This window comes from Elstera cyanobacteriorum (genome assembly GCF_002251735.1).
GTDB lineage: Bacteria > Pseudomonadota > Alphaproteobacteria > Elsterales > Elsteraceae > Elstera > Elstera cyanobacteriorum.
This window is the reverse complement of record NZ_NOXS01000026.1, coordinates 17,470-33,724: the sequence shown is the minus strand read 5'-3', so window position 1 is coordinate 33,724 and position 16,255 is coordinate 17,470. Positions and strand designations below refer to the sequence as shown.

The 16,255-nt window shown below is 62.8% G+C and carries 15 protein-coding genes; 9 read left to right on the top strand and 6 right to left on the bottom strand.

Annotated elements, in window-relative coordinates:
- Positions 1 to 2 precede the first annotated feature (2 nt).
- From CHR90_RS03655 to CHR90_RS03630, 6 genes are all read right to left on the bottom strand, one after another.
- Complete coding sequence (locus CHR90_RS03655) at positions 3 to 1,196, bottom strand: ROK family transcriptional regulator (RefSeq protein ID WP_094407625.1); 1,194 nt, start codon at positions 1,194 to 1,196, stop codon at positions 3 to 5.
- A gap of 66 nt (positions 1,197 to 1,262) precedes the next feature.
- Positions 1,263 to 2,264, bottom strand: coding sequence for an ABC transporter ATP-binding protein (locus CHR90_RS03650; RefSeq protein ID WP_094407686.1), 1,002 nt, complete (start codon positions 2,262 to 2,264; stop codon positions 1,263 to 1,265).
- A 64-nt stretch (positions 2,265 to 2,328) separates the two neighbouring features.
- Positions 2,329 to 3,168 carry a carbohydrate ABC transporter permease gene (locus tag CHR90_RS03645; RefSeq protein ID WP_094407624.1) on the bottom strand — a complete coding sequence of 280 codons (840 nt, stop codon included), beginning with the start codon at positions 3,166 to 3,168 and terminating at the stop codon, positions 2,329 to 2,331.
- An 11-nt stretch (positions 3,169 to 3,179) separates the two neighbouring features.
- Positions 3,180 to 4,109, bottom strand: coding sequence for a carbohydrate ABC transporter permease (locus tag CHR90_RS03640; RefSeq protein ID WP_094407623.1), 930 nt, complete (start codon positions 4,107 to 4,109; stop codon positions 3,180 to 3,182).
- A 71-nt stretch (positions 4,110 to 4,180) separates the two neighbouring features.
- Positions 4,181 to 5,446: an ABC transporter substrate-binding protein gene (locus CHR90_RS03635; protein WP_094407622.1), complete on the bottom strand. Its 1,266-nt coding sequence runs from the start codon at positions 5,444 to 5,446 to the stop codon at positions 4,181 to 4,183.
- An 84-nt stretch (positions 5,447 to 5,530) separates the two neighbouring features.
- On the bottom strand, positions 5,531 to 6,430 hold the full coding sequence (locus CHR90_RS03630; RefSeq protein ID WP_094407621.1) for an N-acetylmuramic acid 6-phosphate etherase: 900 nt from the start codon (positions 6,428 to 6,430) through the stop codon (positions 5,531 to 5,533).
- A gap of 179 nt (positions 6,431 to 6,609) precedes the next feature.
- Between CHR90_RS03630 and CHR90_RS03625 the strand changes: the two genes are divergently transcribed.
- From CHR90_RS03625 to CHR90_RS03585, 9 genes are all read left to right on the top strand, one after another.
- The gene (locus CHR90_RS03625; protein ID WP_094407620.1) at positions 6,610 to 7,485 is read left to right on the top strand and encodes a glucosamine kinase nucleotide-binding domain-containing protein; all 876 of its coding nucleotides are present in this window, start codon (positions 6,610 to 6,612) and stop codon (positions 7,483 to 7,485) included.
- Positions 7,482 to 8,243 carry a GntR family transcriptional regulator gene (locus tag CHR90_RS03620; RefSeq protein ID WP_094407619.1) on the top strand — a complete coding sequence of 254 codons (762 nt, stop codon included), beginning with the start codon at positions 7,482 to 7,484 and terminating at the stop codon, positions 8,241 to 8,243. The genes CHR90_RS03625 and CHR90_RS03620 overlap by 4 nt, the downstream gene beginning before the upstream one ends.
- Positions 8,240 to 9,280, top strand: coding sequence for an SIS domain-containing protein (locus tag CHR90_RS03615; protein WP_170941277.1), 1,041 nt, complete (start codon positions 8,240 to 8,242; stop codon positions 9,278 to 9,280). Before CHR90_RS03620 ends, CHR90_RS03615 begins: the two co-directional genes overlap by 4 nt.
- Positions 9,280 to 10,422 carry an N-acetylglucosamine-6-phosphate deacetylase gene (gene nagA / locus CHR90_RS03610; protein ID WP_094407618.1) on the top strand — a complete coding sequence of 381 codons (1,143 nt, stop codon included), beginning with the start codon at positions 9,280 to 9,282 and terminating at the stop codon, positions 10,420 to 10,422. Before CHR90_RS03615 ends, nagA begins: the two co-directional genes overlap by 1 nt.
- Positions 10,423 to 10,610: 188 nt before the next feature.
- On the top strand, positions 10,611 to 11,624 hold the full coding sequence (locus CHR90_RS03605) for a substrate-binding domain-containing protein (RefSeq protein WP_212668601.1): 1,014 nt from the start codon (positions 10,611 to 10,613) through the stop codon (positions 11,622 to 11,624).
- A gap of 71 nt (positions 11,625 to 11,695) precedes the next feature.
- A complete protein-coding gene (locus CHR90_RS03600) occupies positions 11,696 to 13,210 on the top strand; it encodes a sugar ABC transporter ATP-binding protein (RefSeq protein WP_094407617.1) in 1,515 nt (504 codons plus the stop codon).
- A gap of 21 nt (positions 13,211 to 13,231) precedes the next feature.
- Positions 13,232 to 14,236, top strand: a complete 1,005-nt coding sequence (locus CHR90_RS03595) for an ABC transporter permease (RefSeq protein WP_094407616.1) — start codon at positions 13,232 to 13,234, stop codon at positions 14,234 to 14,236.
- A gap of 28 nt (positions 14,237 to 14,264) precedes the next feature.
- Complete coding sequence (locus CHR90_RS03590) at positions 14,265 to 15,224, top strand: sugar-binding transcriptional regulator (RefSeq protein ID WP_094407683.1); 960 nt, start codon at positions 14,265 to 14,267, stop codon at positions 15,222 to 15,224.
- A gap of 13 nt (positions 15,225 to 15,237) precedes the next feature.
- Positions 15,238 to 16,221 carry an aldo/keto reductase gene (locus CHR90_RS03585; protein ID WP_212668600.1) on the top strand — a complete coding sequence of 328 codons (984 nt, stop codon included), beginning with the start codon at positions 15,238 to 15,240 and terminating at the stop codon, positions 16,219 to 16,221.
- The last annotated feature ends 34 nt before the right edge of the window (positions 16,222 to 16,255 follow it).

The window sequence follows — 16,255 nt, the reverse complement described above, 5'->3', positions numbered from 1 at the left end:
AATCAGGCGGGGCGGTGCCAAGGGGCGGAATAGAGCCCGCGCACGACCAGCGCCGCCGCGCCCCGCGCCCAAAGATCAAGCCCATCAGGCAGCGGGGTTAGCGGAATGCGCCCGGCGAGCGGGGCAATCAGCCGCGCGTCGAACGCCGCGCGCAACGGCCCCAACAATAGCCCCCCGGCCCGAATACCCGATCCGGCTAGGATGACCCGCGCCGGGTTAAAGAGGTTGCAAACATTGGCAAGTTCTTGGCCCAAAATCCGCCCCGCTTCGGCAAAGACCGCCGTTAGGTCGGCGTTCCCCGCCCGCGCGCCCGCTAGCGCTTCCTGAAAGCGGATTTGGGCGGAGGCATGGGGGGCGGGCGACAGAAAGGGATCGGCGGCGCGGGCGATGGCGTAATCGGCGGTAAAGGCTTCGACGCAACCGCGCTTACCGCATTGACACAGCGGCCCGTCTTCCCGGTGGCTGGTATGGCCAAACTCCGACCCCAGGCCGAAGGCGCCGCGCACCACCTCCCCGCCCTGAACCAGCGCCATGCCGACGCCCTGATCAACCGTAACGACCAGAAAGGGTTCCGCCGTCTCGGCCCCGAACCAAACCTCCGCCAAGGCCACCAGCCGCGCTTCATTATCCATGACGCAGGGCACGCCGAGGGCTTGGGCGAGCGGTTCAACAATCGACAGCGGCCCGGGGCCGAACAGCGGCGACCAATGGCAAATCCCCTGGGCGGCGTCGATCATGCCCGGCAGCGCGATCCCGACCCCGGCGATGTCGTGCAGTTCCATATCCGCCGCCTCGACTGCCCGCCGCAGCCCGGCTTCGATATTGCGCAGCGTGGCCGCCAACCCATCGCGCTTCGGCTGCGCGGGCAGGGCGAGCGCCTGAATTTCTTCGGCCTTCAGATTGGCGACGGAAAAACTGAGCCGATCCGCCGAGATATTCACCCCCAGCACGGCCGCCGCCTCGGCCTTCAGGCGCAGCAGCACGCGGGGCCGCCCCCGCCCGCCCGCGGCATCCGGCTCGGCGAGATCGATGAGCCCTTCGCTTTCAAGATCCTGGACGATGGCGGAGATTGTGGCCGGGGAAAGCTGGGTGCGCTGAGCCAGCTCGATCCGGGCGATAGGCTCGTGGCGGCGCAGGCAATCGAGAACATGGAAGCGGTTGATCTTCCGCAGCCATTCCGAATCGACCGTTTTCATCGCACCTTCGTCCGCCCGTTACCCTGCCCCACCATAGAGGGGTTTTCTGCCGAAAGGATAGGCAGATTAACGCGCCAGCGCCTGCCCCTCCCCGTCAAAACGGTGGATTTTCGCCTCGATGGGCGCGAGGCGCAGGGTTTCGCCCACCCGATGCTCGCTCTCCTCCCCGGCCCGCACGGTCAAGGTGCCCGCGCCGGGAACGTCGACATAGATCATCGTATCGGCACCAAGATATTCGATATGGATCACTGTGCCTTCCCACGGCCCATCGGCGGCGAGGCGCAGATGTTCTGGCCGGATGCCGAGCGTCGTGGCCCCGACCCGCGCGGCGGCCTCCCCCGTCAGGAAATTCATCGTTGGCGAGCCGATGAACCCGGCAACGAAAAGGTTGGCCGGTCGGTGGTACAGGTCCATCGGCTTGCCCACCTGCTCGATCCGCCCGCCGTTGAACACGACGATACGGTCGGCAAGGGTCATTGCCTCCACCTGATCATGGGTCACATAGATCATCGTCGCGCCAAGGTCGCGGTGCAGCTTAGCGATTTCGATGCGGGTTCCGACGCGCAACGCCGCATCGAGGTTCGACAGCGGCTCGTCGAACAGGAACAGGCTGGGCTGGCGCACGATGGCGCGACCGATGGCGACGCGCTGGCGCTGCCCGCCCGACAGTTCCGCCGGGCGGCGGGACAAAAGCGGGTCGAGACGTAGCATGGCAGCGGCCTGGGTCACGCGCGCGGCAATCTCCGGCTTGCTCACCCCCTCCTGCTCCAGCGCGAGACCCATGTTCCGCCGCACGTCGAGATGCGGGTAGAGCGCATAGGATTGAAACACCATCGCAATGCCACGTTTCGCCGGTGGCACCGCGTCCATCCGCTTGCCGTCGATGGCAAGATGACCGGAGGTCTGATCTTCCAGCCCCGCAATGATGCGCAGCAGCGTCGATTTTCCGCAACCGGACGGGCCGACGAAGACGCAAAACTCGCCGTCGGCAACGCTCAGGTCCACGCCTTTGATGACATCGACGGCGCCAAAGGATTTTTTGATAGTGTCGAGCAGGAGCGAACCCATCGTCGCATCTCCATACCGGGCGGCGCGCGGCGCCTGCCGGGTCAAAACGTCTGAAAAGAGAAGGTTATTTTACCGCCCCAGCAGTAATCCCCCGGATCAACTGGCGGGAAAAGCCGAGGTAAAGCACCAGCACCGGCAGGATCGCCAACGTTAGCGCGGCCAGCACGGCGTTCCAGTTGGTTACATATTGGCCGATGAAGGCTTGCGCGCCGAGGGTGACGGTCTTTGTCGCCTCGCTGGGCGCCAGGATGAGCGGAAACCACAGATCGTTCCAAATCGGGATCATCGAAAAGACCGCCACGGTGGCAATCGCGGGCCGCACCAGCGGCAAGACCAGCTTAAAGAAGATGGCATATTCCGACAGGCCATCGATCCGCGCGGCGCTTTTAAGGTCGCCCGATACCTGGCGCATAAACTCCGTCAGGATAAAGACCGACAGGGGAAGCCCTTGCGCGGTATAGACCAGGATCAGCCCGATATGGGTATTCACCAAATTGGTCGCGACCATCATATTCAGAATGCCGATGGTGCCGAGGCGGATCGGGATCATAATGCCAATGGCGAGATAAAAGCCCAGCAGCGCATTGCCCCGAAAGCGATATTCCGACAGGGCAAAGGCCGCCATCGCCCCGAACAGTAGCACGCAGAACAGCGATCCGCAGGTAACGATCAAGCTATTGGCGAAATAGCCAAGAAAATCGCCTTTCGCCAGAACCAGGGTAAATCCCGCGAGATCGAAGGTCTGCGGCGTCGGCAGCGCCATCGGTTCGCGGAACACCGCCGCGCGGGATTTGACCGAATTGATCAGCACCAGCAGCAGCGGCGCAAGGCAGAGCGCCGTATAGGCCAGCAGACCAAGATGCAGAAGGCCGGTGGTGAGCGGCGAAGACCGGGCTGTTTTCATGGTTCTAGCCCCTAGAATTGATAGCGCCGCATGCGCCGCTGAATGAAGAACAGATAGGCCATAACCCCGCATAGGATGATGAGGAACATCATCGTTGCAATCGTCGCCCCCATCGTCGGATTGCCAAGCTGAAGCTGGAAGCCGAAGAAGGTGCGATACAGGTAAGTGCCTAACAGATCGGTGGAGAAATTCGGCCCCGCCAGCGCGCCCTGCATCGTGTAGATCAGGTCGAAGGCGTTGAAATTCCCCACGAAAGTCAGGATCGAGACGATCCCCAGCGTCGGCAAGATCAGCGGCAGTTTGATTTTCCAGAACTGCCGGAAGCCGGTCAGCCCATCCATCTCAGCCGCCTCCACCACCTCATCGGGAATAGCGATCAGCGCGGCATAGATCAGCATCATCGGGATGCCGACAAACTGCCAGACCGAGATTAGCGACACGGTGAGCAGCGCCGTACTCTCCTGCCCCAACCACGGGCCGAAGAGGGATTTCAAGCCAACAAACCCCATCAAGGTCGGCGCCACGCCCCAAATCGGGCTGAGAATGAGCTTCCACACGAACCCGACGATGACGAAGGACAGCATGGTCGGCAAAAAGAAGGCCGTGCGGTAAAACGCCCGCCCCGCCAGCTTCGGCACCGACAGGATCGCCGCCAACGCAATCCCGACCGGGTTCTGGATCGCCATATGGATCAGGAAGAAAATCAGATTATTCTTCAACGCATTCCAAAAGCTGACCGACCAGCGCGGATCGGTGAACAGGGTGATGAAATTCTGAAACCCGGCGAAGGTCTGGCCGCCGTCTTGGGGTGTGAAGAACGATAGGCGCAGAGTATCGATCAACGGGATGATCATCAGCGCCGAATAGATCAGCACGGCCGGGGCCAGAAAAACCAGGATATGCCAGCGCCGTGCGCGGGCCGGGGACGGATCAGGCGTCATTGCAGCCGATGCTCCGAAAAAGGGTCAGCCCCAGCCGTGCCCAAAGGCTACGGCCGGGGCTGAATCCTGCCTTATTGGGCCGGCTTGTACCAGCTTGCGAGACCCGTTTGCAGGCGCTTGGCCGCCGCATCCGGGGTTTCGGTGCCGTTGATGACGTTCACCGAGGCGCCCCAGGTTTCATTTTCAAGGTTCGGCGTCCCGCGCGACAGGATTTGATAGGTCGAGCGGATCGTCGATTTGCACTGCTGGCGACCGAACAGAAACTCGTTGGCCAGCGGATCTTTCAGATCAACGGCGGTCGATTGCAGGCTAAAGAAGCCCGGCAGCTCGTTCGAATAAATCGACGCAAACTCTGGCGAGGCCACCCAAGCCAGGAATTTCTTGGCCGCATCGGCATTCTTGCTCTTGGCGTTCATGCCAAGGGCGATGTCCACATGGTCGGAGATATAGCATTCATCCCCGGCTTTCTTCACCGGCGGGAAGAAGACGCCCATTTTGAAATTGGCCTGGGCATTAAAGCCCGACACTTCCCACGACCCGGCGGGGTAGATCGCCGCGCGCCCGAGGGTGAAGAGGTTCTGGCTATCGGCATAGGTCTGGGCCTTGAAGCCATCGCCCAAATACGGCGCCCATTTCGCCAGGGTTTTATAGGGGTCGACCCATTCGGCGTCGGTCAGCTTCTGCTTGCCGCGAATAAGCGCGAGGCGCCCGTCTTCGCCCTTCCAATAGTTCGGGCCGATGTTCTGATAGCCCATGGTCGCAGCTTCCCACTGCTCCTTGGTGCCCATCGCCATCGGAATATAGGTGCCGTCCCTCTTAATCTTCTCAAGCGCGGCGAAAAACTCTTCTTCCGTCTTCGGCGGCTTAATGCCGAGCTTGGTGAAAGCGTCTTTATTATAGATAAACCCGTGGATCACCGAGGCGACGGGCACGCAGAAGGTGCTTTTGCCATCGTCGGTGGACCAGCCGGATTTCGCCACGGCGCTGAACTTATCGACGCCGGGAATATCATTGACCGCCGCCAGATTGCCCTTTTGGAACAGGGTCAGCGAGGCGTCGAACGGGCGGCAGGCGATAATATCGCCCGCCGTACCGGCATCCAGTTTGGAATTCAGCGCGGCGTTATATTCGGTCGGCGGCGTCGGCTGGAACTTTAGCTTGATGCCGGGGTGGGATTTTTCGAAGGCCGGGATGATCTTATCCTGCCAAATCGGCAGATCGTCCGACCGCCAGCTTTCGATGATCAGCGTGGTATCGGCAGCCCGGGCCGCGCCCCCCGCGAGAATAGCCAAGCCGACCGAGGCCAGGGCAGCGGTACGGAAGCTCGTCTTCACCATGTCTCTCTCCTGTTCGTGAAACGCTGTCTGTTCAGAAATTCGGGCCGTTCACGCGGCCTTTTTGGATTGGGCGGCAGGTGCCGCCTAGGGTTGGGGAACCGCCAGCGCCGCCCGCACGTCCCCCTGCGCCGCCGCCAGCCGCGCCCGCGCGTCGGCAACCGAAGCAGAAGGGATATGGTGCAGAACAATGGCGGTCTTAATGTTCCCCTCGGCCCGGGCCAGAAGCGCCGCGGCTTCCGGTTCCGGCAGGGCGCAGGCTTGCGCGACGATGCGCACCGCCCGCCCCCGAAGCTTCAGATTATCGGCCTGAAGATTGACCATCAGCCCATCGAACGCATGGCCAAGGCGGACGGCAATCAAGGTCGAGAGCATATTGAGGGCGCATTTCTGCGCCGTGCCCGCGTTCATCCGGGTCGACCCGGCCACCACTTCTGGCGGGGTTGCCAACAGCACGGGAAAATCGGCTGCGGTCAGCAGCGGCGTATCGGGATTATTGGCGATCCCGACCGTCAGGGCACCGCGCCATTTTGCTTCTCGCAAGGCCGCGAGAGGAAACGGGGTATAGCCGCTGGCCGATAGGGCGATGAGCGCATCCCGCGCACTCAGCTTCTGCGCGACGACGGCGTGCACAGCCGCTTCCCCATCGTCCTCTGCCGCCGCTGGCATGGTCAGCAACGCGGCATCGCCGCCCGCCAACAGCACCGGGGTCAGATGAGCCGGAATCCCGTAGGTGCCGGGCAGTTCCAGCGCGTCGATCTGCGCCATCAAGCCAGAGGAGCCCGCCCCGACATAGACCATGCGCCCGCCAGAGCGAAGCCGGTCGGCAATCGCCTCCCCCGCCGCCGCCAGAACCGGCACCGCCGCCTCGACCGCCGCAACGGCCTGGGTCTGCGCCGCAACAATCGCCGACAGAATCTGCGCGCTCGGCCATTGGTCGAGACCACGATAGGCGTCGGGCGAAGTTTCGGTAACGGGCAAGGGCATCGGGATAACACCAATGAGCGGCTGCGGTGATACAAAACAATACCAATATAAAACCTTTCGTCAATCATCTTTTCGATTGAAACCTATTTTTCCGCAAAATCAGCGCTTTATATCCAAAACCCCGCAAAGGGGTTTACAAACTGGTTCTGATTGGTATTAATTCGGGGCAGGAGGCGCCTATGACGGACCGATTGTTCCTTGGCATTGACGGCGGCGGCACAACCAGCCGCGCCCGGTTGACCGATGCGGCAGGCGCGCGCCTGGGCGAGGGACTGGCCGGATCGTCGAACCTCAACCTTGGTATCGCGCCCGCCGCTGACGCTATTTTGACCGCCACCCGCGCCGCTCTCGCCGATGCTGGGCTGACGGAGACGGCGTTGTCCCGTATTACCGCAGGGTTCGGCCTTGCTGGGGCGAACGTCGGCGCGCTGCATGACGCGCTGCTCGCCCACCCCTTCCCCTTTGCAGGCGTTGCTTTGGCTTCCGACGCGGCCACCGCCTGCCTAGGTGCCCACGGGGGCACTGCGGGGGCGATTCTGGTCATCGGCACCGGCTCGCAAGGGCAAATCTTGACCGACGCGGGCGAGGAAAAAGCTATCGGTGGCTGGGGGTTCGAACTGTCGGACGGCGGATCGGGCGCCCGGCTGGGTCAGCAGGCGATCCGCACGGCGATTTTGGCCTATGACGGGCTTGCTGCCGCCTCCCCCTTTACCGATGCGCTGCTCGCCCGCTTCGGCGGCACCCCTGCCGGGGCTGCCGTCTGGGGCAAGACCGCCACCCCACGCGACTACGGCGCCTTCGTACCGCTGCTGCTCGACCATGCCACCGTCGGCGATCCCGTCGCCACGGCCCTGCTGGCCGATGGCGCCGCCGAGGTGGCGGGCCTACTCTACCGGCTCGTTGATCTCGGGGCGGAGAAAATCGCGCTGATGGGCGGCCTCGCCCGGGTCTATCCGCCGCTGCTGCCCGACGATCTCACCGCCCGGCTGGTGCGCCCGCAAGGCGATGCGATGGACGGCGCCCTGATCCTCGCGCGCCGAAAGGCCGCCGCATGAGCCGCGTTGCCGATCTGCTGGGGGCTTTCGACCTCGACCCGCGCGCGGCCACACCCCTGTATCTGCGCTTGCAGGAGCAGATTAAGGCGGCAATTGACGCAGGCAGCCTGAAACCGCTGGAAGCCCTGCCCGGCGAGCGGGATATTGCTGAAGCCTTCAACGTCTCTCGCGTGACCGTGCGCAAGGCGATTGCTGGACTGGTCGATCAAGGGCTGCTGACCCAGCGCCAAGGGTCCGGCACCTTCGTTGCAGCTAAGCCGGAGCGGGTGGAACAGCCGCTGTCGCGCCTCACTTCCTTCACCGAAGATATGCGCCGGCGCGGCATGACCGCCACCGTCTATTGGCTGGGGCGAACGGTTAGCCTCGCCTCGCCGCAGGAAGCGATGCGCCTCGCGCTCTCGCCGAACGAAACCGTTGTGCGCTTGCGCCGCCTGCGGTTTGCCAACCAAGTTCCGATGGCGATTGAATGCGCAACGGTGCCGACGCGCTTTCTGCCCGATCCCGACGCGGTCGATACCTCCCTCTATGCCGTGCTCGAAGCGCGCGGTGCCCTGCCCGTGCGCGCGCTGCAACGGCTGCATGCCGTCAATCTGAGCGGCGAGGATGCTGCATTGCTGGAAGTTGCCCCCGGGTCCGCCGGGCTGGCCATCGACCGGCTATCCTATCTCGACAGCGGCTTGCCGGTCGAATTCACCCAATCCCTCTACCGTGGCGACGCTTATGATTTCGTCGCCGAATTGAACCTGAGGCACGAATGACCCTTCCCACCCCCGGCCCGACCGCGATGGCCGTTGAAATCCGCGAGGCGCCCGAGGCGCTCGCCCGATTTTTCGAGCGCGAACAGCCCGCCCTCGACGCAGCGGCGGCCAAGTTGGCCGCCCGCGATCCGCGCGTGATCATCACCTGCGCGCGCGGATCGTCGGACAATGCCGCCGCCTACTTCAAATATCTGACGGAAATTGTTATGGGCGTGCCGGTCGCGTCCATCGGCCCCTCCATCGCCTCGCTCTATGCCGCGCCGCTACGCTTGACGGATGGGGTGATCGTCGCCGTGTCGCAATCGGGCAAAAGCCCAGACATTGTGGCGCTACAGGCCCATGCCCGGGCCGCCGGGGCGCTGGCGGTCGCCATCGTCAATCAAACCGCGTCGCCGCTTGCCGAGGGGGCCGATGCCGTGCTGCCCCTGCATGCGGGGGAAGAGCGCAGCGTGGCCGCGACCAAAAGTTTCCTATCGTCCGCCGCCATTCTGGCGGCGCTGGTCGCAGAATGGCGCGGCGATGCGGCCCTGAAAGCCGCCGTCCGCGCGCTGCCGGATGCCTTCGCCACCGCCCTAGCGGCAGATTGGAGCGAGCTGCTGCCCGTGCTGACCGCCGCACCGTCGGCCTATATCATCGGGCGCGGCCCCGCCCTGCCGGTCGCCGCCGAAGCGGCGCTGAAGCTCAAAGAAACCGCCATGCTGCACGCCGAAGCCTTTAGCGGCGCCGAGGTGATGCATGGGCCGCTGCAACTGGTAGACCAGGGCTTCCCCATCGTCGCCTTCCGCCCGCAGGATGCGGCGTTCGAAGCGATGGGCGACGCTGTGGCGCGGCTGCGCGCGGCCGGGGGCCGGGTCTTTGTTGCCGAAGCCGGGGCGCGCCAGCCGGGCCGCCTGCCCTTCACCCCCAGCCTGCACCCGCTGCTCGATCCACTGGTCATGGCAGTCTCCTTCTATGCCCTTGCCGAACAGGTGGCGCGGGCGCGCGGGCAAGACCCGGACCGCCCGAGCCGCCTGAAGAAAGTAACGGAGACGGTGTGATGACCCGCTTCGCCCTAACCGGCGCCCGGATTTTTACCGGCGACCGTTTTCTGGACGGTCACGCTGCCCTAATCGCGGCAGGCCGCATTTTGGCCGTGGTGCCGGAGGCGGAGGTTCCCGCTGAAACCCCCGTTGAACCCCTGACCGGCGGGCTACTCGCCCCCGGGTTTATCGACGTGCAGGTCAACGGCGGCGGCGGCGTGCTGTTCAACGATACGCCGGAAGTTGAGGCCCTCGCCCGTCTCGCCCAGGCTCACGCCCGCCACGGCACAACGGCGCTGCTACCAACCTTCATCACCGACGATGCCGCGCGCATGCGCCAAGCCATCGACGCGGTAAAAGCGGCGCAACGCAGCGTGCCGGGGGTTTTGGGCATTCATCTCGAAGGCCCTTTCCTGGCCCCGGCGCGCAAGGGCGCCCATGACGCCAACCATATCCGCCCGCTGACCGAGGCGGATGTGAGCGCACTTCTCGAAACCGACTTGCGCCCGTTGCTGCTCACCCTCGCGCCCGAACGGGTCGCCCCGGCCCTGATCGCCCGCTTGGCGGCGGGGGGCGTGACCGTCAGCCTCGGGCATTCCGACGCGCGGTACGAGGTTGCGATGGCGGCGGCGGATGCGGGCGCGCGTGGGGTAACCCACGTGTTCAACGCCATGTCCCCCCTGTCGCACCGGGCGCCGGGCATGGTCGGCGCGGCGCTGGATCATGGCGGCCTGTGGGGCGGGATCATCGCCGATGGGCATCACGTTCACCCGGCGGCGCTCGCCATCGCCCTGCGCGCCAAACGCGGCCCCGCCCGTTTGTTCCTAGTGACGGACGCCATGCCGACCGCTGGGCATAGCGACGATGAATTCCACCTCAATGGCCGCAAGGTCGTTCGCCGGGACGGGGTGCTGACGCTCGAAGACGGTACGCTCGCCGGGTCTGATCTGACGATGGACGCCGCACTGCGCTTTGCCGTGGATCATCTCGACGTCAGCTTGGCGGAAGCCTTGCGCATGGCCAGCCTCTACCCCGCCCTGTTCCTGGGGTTAGACGCCGACTATGGCCGCATCACTCCTGGCAGCCGGGCGGATTTGGTCCATCTGTCGCCCGCTTTGGCGGTTCAATCCGTCTGGATTAACGGCCGACCCGTTCGCTAAGCCGCGTCCCTTATTCGGGCCTTTTGGATCGGCGCCTCCCCGCGAGGCGCCGATATTTATTTCACGCAGCCCCCTTTGTTGACGGCAGAAATCCTGGGGCGTATACCAAGAACTGCAATAAATACCGATTGATGAAATTTATTGCAGACACGGTGAAAAAACCGGTCCGAACACTACGGGAGGAAATGATGGTAGTCCTGAAACGGGCGGCGACCCTGCTTTCGGTCGCCCTGGGCGCAGCTTTGTCTTTCACCGCGGGCAGCGCGGCAGCGCAGAGCAAATTTGCCTGCAAGCCGGGTGAATTCTACGTGATGAACGTGATGGTTTCCGGCCATCCCTATTGGGTACCGGTGTTCGAGGGCTTTAAGCAGGCCGCGACGGCGATGGGCTGCAAAGCGGTTTTCTCCGGAACCCCCGATTACGATATCACCAAGCAAATCGCGTCCTTCGAACAGGATCTGGTGAAGGCGCCGAAGGGGATTTTACTGCACCCCATGCAGGCCGATCCCTTCATCGAACCGATTAACCGCGCCATCGGTAGCGGGATTGCGGTCACGACCTTCGCCGCCGATTCGCCGAAATCGAAGCGCACGGCTTACATTACGTCCGATAATCTTGCGGAAGCGAAATTCGCCGCCGAAGAAATCGTGAAGCAGGTCGGCAATGCCGCCGAATATGCCGTTCTCGAAAATCCGGGCCAGAGCAATCACGATCTGCGCGTCACGGCCCTGATCGCCTATATGGAAAAAAATCATCCGAAGATGAAGCTGGTCGGTCGCCAAGCGACCAATCAGGACACCAGCGCCGCCTATAAGGCCGTCGCGTCGATGCTCCAAGCCAATCCCAAGCTTGCCGCCCTGTGGATCCCCGAAGCCGGGTCGGCGGAAGGCGCCGTGGCTGCCGTGCAGGAGGCCAAGAAGAAAGTGCTGATCGTCCACGCCGACATCACCCCGACGACGCTGGAACATATCAAGGCGGGGAATATCCATATGTCCATCAATCCCAATCAGGGTATCCAGGGCTACATCGGCTTCATCAATACCTTCCTGGGGTCGCACCCAGAGCTGATCGATCCGTTTAACGACTATAAGCTGTCGGGCTTCAACCCGATGCAGGTGCCCTTCGTCGATAACGGTTTTGCCGTGATCACCAAGGCCAATGCCGAAGCCTTTGACCTCAACAAATATATGGCAAACCGTTGAGGTTAGACCGCTAAGCAGCCGGGTTCCGTCCCGTCGCGTGACTAGGGCGGAACCCTATAGGAGACGGGTCCATGTCCGAGACCATCCTGGAAATCAAAAACCTGTCGAAAGCCTTTGGCCCGGTTCAAGCCCTGCGCGGGGTCAATTTCGACTTGCGCCGGGGCGAAATCCACGCACTCGCCGGGGAAAATGGCGCCGGAAAATCGACGCTGATGAATATCATCGACGGGATTTTGCAGCCCGACGCGGGGGAAATTTGGCTCGATGGCCAAAAGGTTCGCATCGCCTCCCCCAGTGTGGCGCAACGCTTAGGGATCGGGCTGGTCCATCAGGAAATCGCCCTATGCCCCGATATTTCCGTCGCGGAAAATATCTTTATGGCGGCAACCAACCGCAGCCGGGCTTTCTTAATGGATTATGCCGCGCTGTATCGGCGCGCGGCGGAGGTTTTGGGGGAGTTGGGCCAGATCGACCCGCGCGCCAAAGTCGGCAGCCTGTCGATTTCCCAGCAGCAGATCGTCGAAATCGCTAAAGCGCTTACCCTCGACTGCCGCATCCTGATCCTCGACGAACCAACGGCGGCGCTGACCGAACCGGAAGCCCAGGTGCTGTTTCGCATCATGCACCGGCTGGCGGCGAAGGGGATCGCCATTATCTACATCTCGCACCGGATGGCCGAGATTTTCACCCATTGCGACCGGGTGACAGTGTTCCGGGACGGGTGCCATATCCGCACACTGCCGATTACCGAAACGACGCCGGAAGACCTTGTGAACAGTATGGTCGGGCGGGTGATGGCGTCGCTCTACCCCGAGAAGCAATCCGCCGCCGAGCGTAGCGACAACATCATTCTCAGCGTTCGCGGTCTGACCGACCGGCGCCGCTTTCACGATATTTCCTTCGATCTAATGCAAGGGGAAATCTTAGGGTTCGCCGGGCTGATCGGGTCGGGCCGCAGTGAGATCATGCGCGGTCTCTGCCGCTTGGAAGGACGGGCAAGCGGCGAAGTTCGGCTCGCGGGGCAGCCCCTGACGCTGCGCCATTACGCCGACAGTATCCGGGCAGGGATCGTCTACCTGTCCGAAGACCGCAAGGGCGATGGGGTGTTCCTCAATCTCCCCATTGCCGCGAATATCGCCGCCCTCGACCCCCGGCGCGTGGCCAATCGGGCGGGGATTATCGACGCCGGACGGGAAAAGCGGCTGGCGGAAACCCTCGGCTTAAGCCTGAACCTTAAGTGCGGCAGCGTCGCCGATCCGGTGTCATCGCTTAGCGGCGGCAATCAGCAGAAAGTCGCGCTGGCTAAAATGCTCTCGGTTAACCCGAAGCTGATTATCCTTGATGAACCGACGCGCGGCGTCGATGTCGGCGCCAAGGCCGAAATTCACCGAAGCCTGCGGCAGTTAGCGCGCGACGGCGTTGGCATCATCGTTATTTCATCGGAACTGCCGGAACTCATCGGCATCAGCGACCGGGTGCTAACCGTGCGCGAAGGCCGAATTACGGGCGCCTTAACCGGCGCCGACATTAGCGAAGAGCGGATCATGCAGCTTGCTGCCATTCGATCAACCGCCGCCGCCGAATAACAAAAAGAAACGGGAGGAAGCATGTCCACCATTCACAGCCAAAGCGCCGCCGCCCCCCCGGATGCGCCCGCCCAAAAACCCTTCTGGCGGAACCTGCTGCGCGCGCGGGAAACCGGGTTGGTGATTATCATCGCCGCGCTGTTCATCACCATGTCGTTGATTTCACCGTATTTTCTGACGGTCGCGAATATCCGAGCGATGGCGATGGCCTTTGCGGTTGAAAGCATCGTCGTCGTCGGCATGACGATTTTGCTGATTTCCGGCGGGATTGATCTTTCGGTCGGCTCGGTCACGGCGCTTGCGATGGTCTTGGCGGGCTGGCTGTTCCTGAGCGGCCTTGATCCCTGGACCGCCTCCGCCCTTGCTATTCTGGTCTGCACCGGCATTGGCGCGGCGATGGGGCTTTGCGTCACGCGGATTGGTCTGCACCACTTCATCGTCTCGCTGGGCGTCATGGTGATCGCCCGGGGCCTATGCCTGCTGCTGACTGGTGGGCGCCCGCTGGGCCTTTATAGCCTGCCGCCGGAGTTTAAGTTTATTGGCCAGGGCAGTATCGGCCAAATCCCGGTCGTCATCTGCCTGTTTCTAGTCGTCGTGGTCGTCTTCGATTTTCTGCTGCGCCGAACAGTAATGTTTCGCAAGGTCTTCTATACCGGCAGCAACCGCAAAGCCGCCGCCTATTCCGGCATTCGAACCGACCGGGTGATTTTCGCGACGACAACGCTCTGCGCCGCGCTGGCCGCCGTTGCCGGGATTATCTCGATGGCGCGCTTCGGATCGGCGCAGCCAACCTTCGGGATTGGCATGGAGTTGAACGTCATTGCCGCTGCCGTGATCGGTGGGGCGAGCCTCTCCGGCGGCTCTGGCACCATCTTAGGGGCGATCCTGGGGGCAATCCTGCTCTCTGTCGTCTCAAGCTCCCTCGCCCTTCTGAATGTTTCCGTGTACTGGCAAGATATTATTCGCGGGTCGATCCTGCTGGCCGCCGTTGTCTTCGATCATTATTTGGTCAAGAAGCGCGGTTGAGGACAGGGACTAGCATAAGGGTACGATGATGGCCGAGACGAGAGATGAATATGATGTTCTGCGCCAAACCTACACCGTTCTCATGCTGCATTTCATCGAAGGGATGAAACAGTCGGATATCGCAAAACACCTTAATCTCTCGACTTCCAAGGTAAACCGGCTGATCGCCAGCGGTCAAAAGGCCGGCATGGTGAAGATCACCATCGAAAGCCCGTTCCAACGGTTGATGGAGGTCGAAAAAGCCCTGCTGCAAAAATTCCGCCTTGCCCATGCCGTGGTTACGCCCACTCTTTCCGGCAATCCCGATACGACGTTGCAGCAAGCCGGCCGCGCCGCCGCCAATCATCTGCTGGAGATCGTCAAAAACGGCGATGTGATCGCCATCACCGGCGGGCGGGCGGTCAGTGCCGTCGTTGATCATGTGGCGCCAGAGCATGGCTATCGCATCCGCGTCGTGCCGCTGACCGGCGGGGTGCAGGGGAATTACTATACCGACGTCAATCACTTAGCGATGCAGTTTGCCGAAAAGTTGGGTGGCGCCGTTTCGCTGATCCACGCACCGCTGTTCGCTGAGACCCAGGCGCAGCGCGACGTCCTGCTGGACATGGCATCGATCCGCGATGTCTTCGACATTGCCCGCCGCGCGACTGTGGCGGTGGTTGGGGTTGGCGCGGTCGAAGCCTCGGGGTCTGGTTATTATGACTCGATCCCCGACCCGGACGCCCAAGGCTTTGCCGCGCGCGAAGTGGCTGGGGAGTTCATCGCCCATCTGATCCGGGCTGATGGCACCCTGGCCGATGTGCCGCTGAATTCGCGCGTGGTGGCCCTGAGCCCAAAGGATATCGCCGCCTGCCCGCGCGTTATCGGCGTTGCCTCTGGCCCACAGAAGATTGGCCCACTGCGGGCGGCGCTCGCCGGAAACTATCTCCATTCCCTGGTCGTCGATGAAGCCACCGCCCAGGGCTTGCTCGATTCAGAAAGGTCTTAGCATGAACGCACCAATGCTTACCCGGCCCATTGGCCACAGCGGCATCGCCGCCTCCGCCGTCGGTCTCGGCACCTGGGCCATCGGCGGCTGGATGTGGGGCGGCACCGATACGGAACAATCCATCGCCGCCATTCAGGCGTCGGTGGATGCGGGGGTCAGCCTCATTGATACGGCTCCTGCCTATGGTATGGGCGTTGCCGAAGAGATTGTCGGCCAAGCCCTGCAGGGACGGCGCGATAAGACCGTGCTGGTCACGAAATGCGGGCTGGTCTGGCACACCCAGGCGGGGAATTATTTCTTCAGCCAGAACGGCCAACCGGTTCAACGTCACCTCGGCGGCGCGTCGATCCGCTACGAGGTGGAACAAAGCCTGAAGCGCCTTCGCACCGATTATATCGACCTCTACATTACCCATTGGCAGGATCCGACGACGCCGATAGCCGAAACGATGGCGACCCTGGAGGCCCTAAAGGCAGAAGGGAAAATCCGGGCCATCGGCGCCAGTAATGTTTCCGCCGACGATCTAGAGGCTTATACCGCCGCCGGGCCGCTCGATGCCATTCAAGAAGAATTTTCGATGGTGAAGCCCGAGATCGCCAAAACGCTGGTGCCGCCGTGCCAGGTGGCGGGGGTATCTATCCTGTCCTATTCCTCCCTCGCGCTCGGGCTGCTCTCCGGCAAAATTGGGCCGGACCGTAGCTTTGCAGGCGACGACCAGCGCCGCGATAACCCTCGTTTTTCACAGGCCAACCGCCAGAAGGTGGCGATGCTGATGGCGGATATTGGCCCCATCGCAGCAGCGCATCGGGCGACCTTAGCGCAGATCGTTATCGCCTGGACGCTTCAGCAGCCCGGCATCACGTTTGCCCTCTGTGGCGCGCGCGACCCCGGACAGGCGCAGGAGAATGCGGGCGCCGGGCGGATCGCGCTTAGCCCCGAGGAAATTGGCCTAATCGGGGCCGCTGCAACCCGGCATCTCGTCGGTCTCGACGGCTAAACCTTCGGTTCATCATCGCTGTCGCTTAGGACGC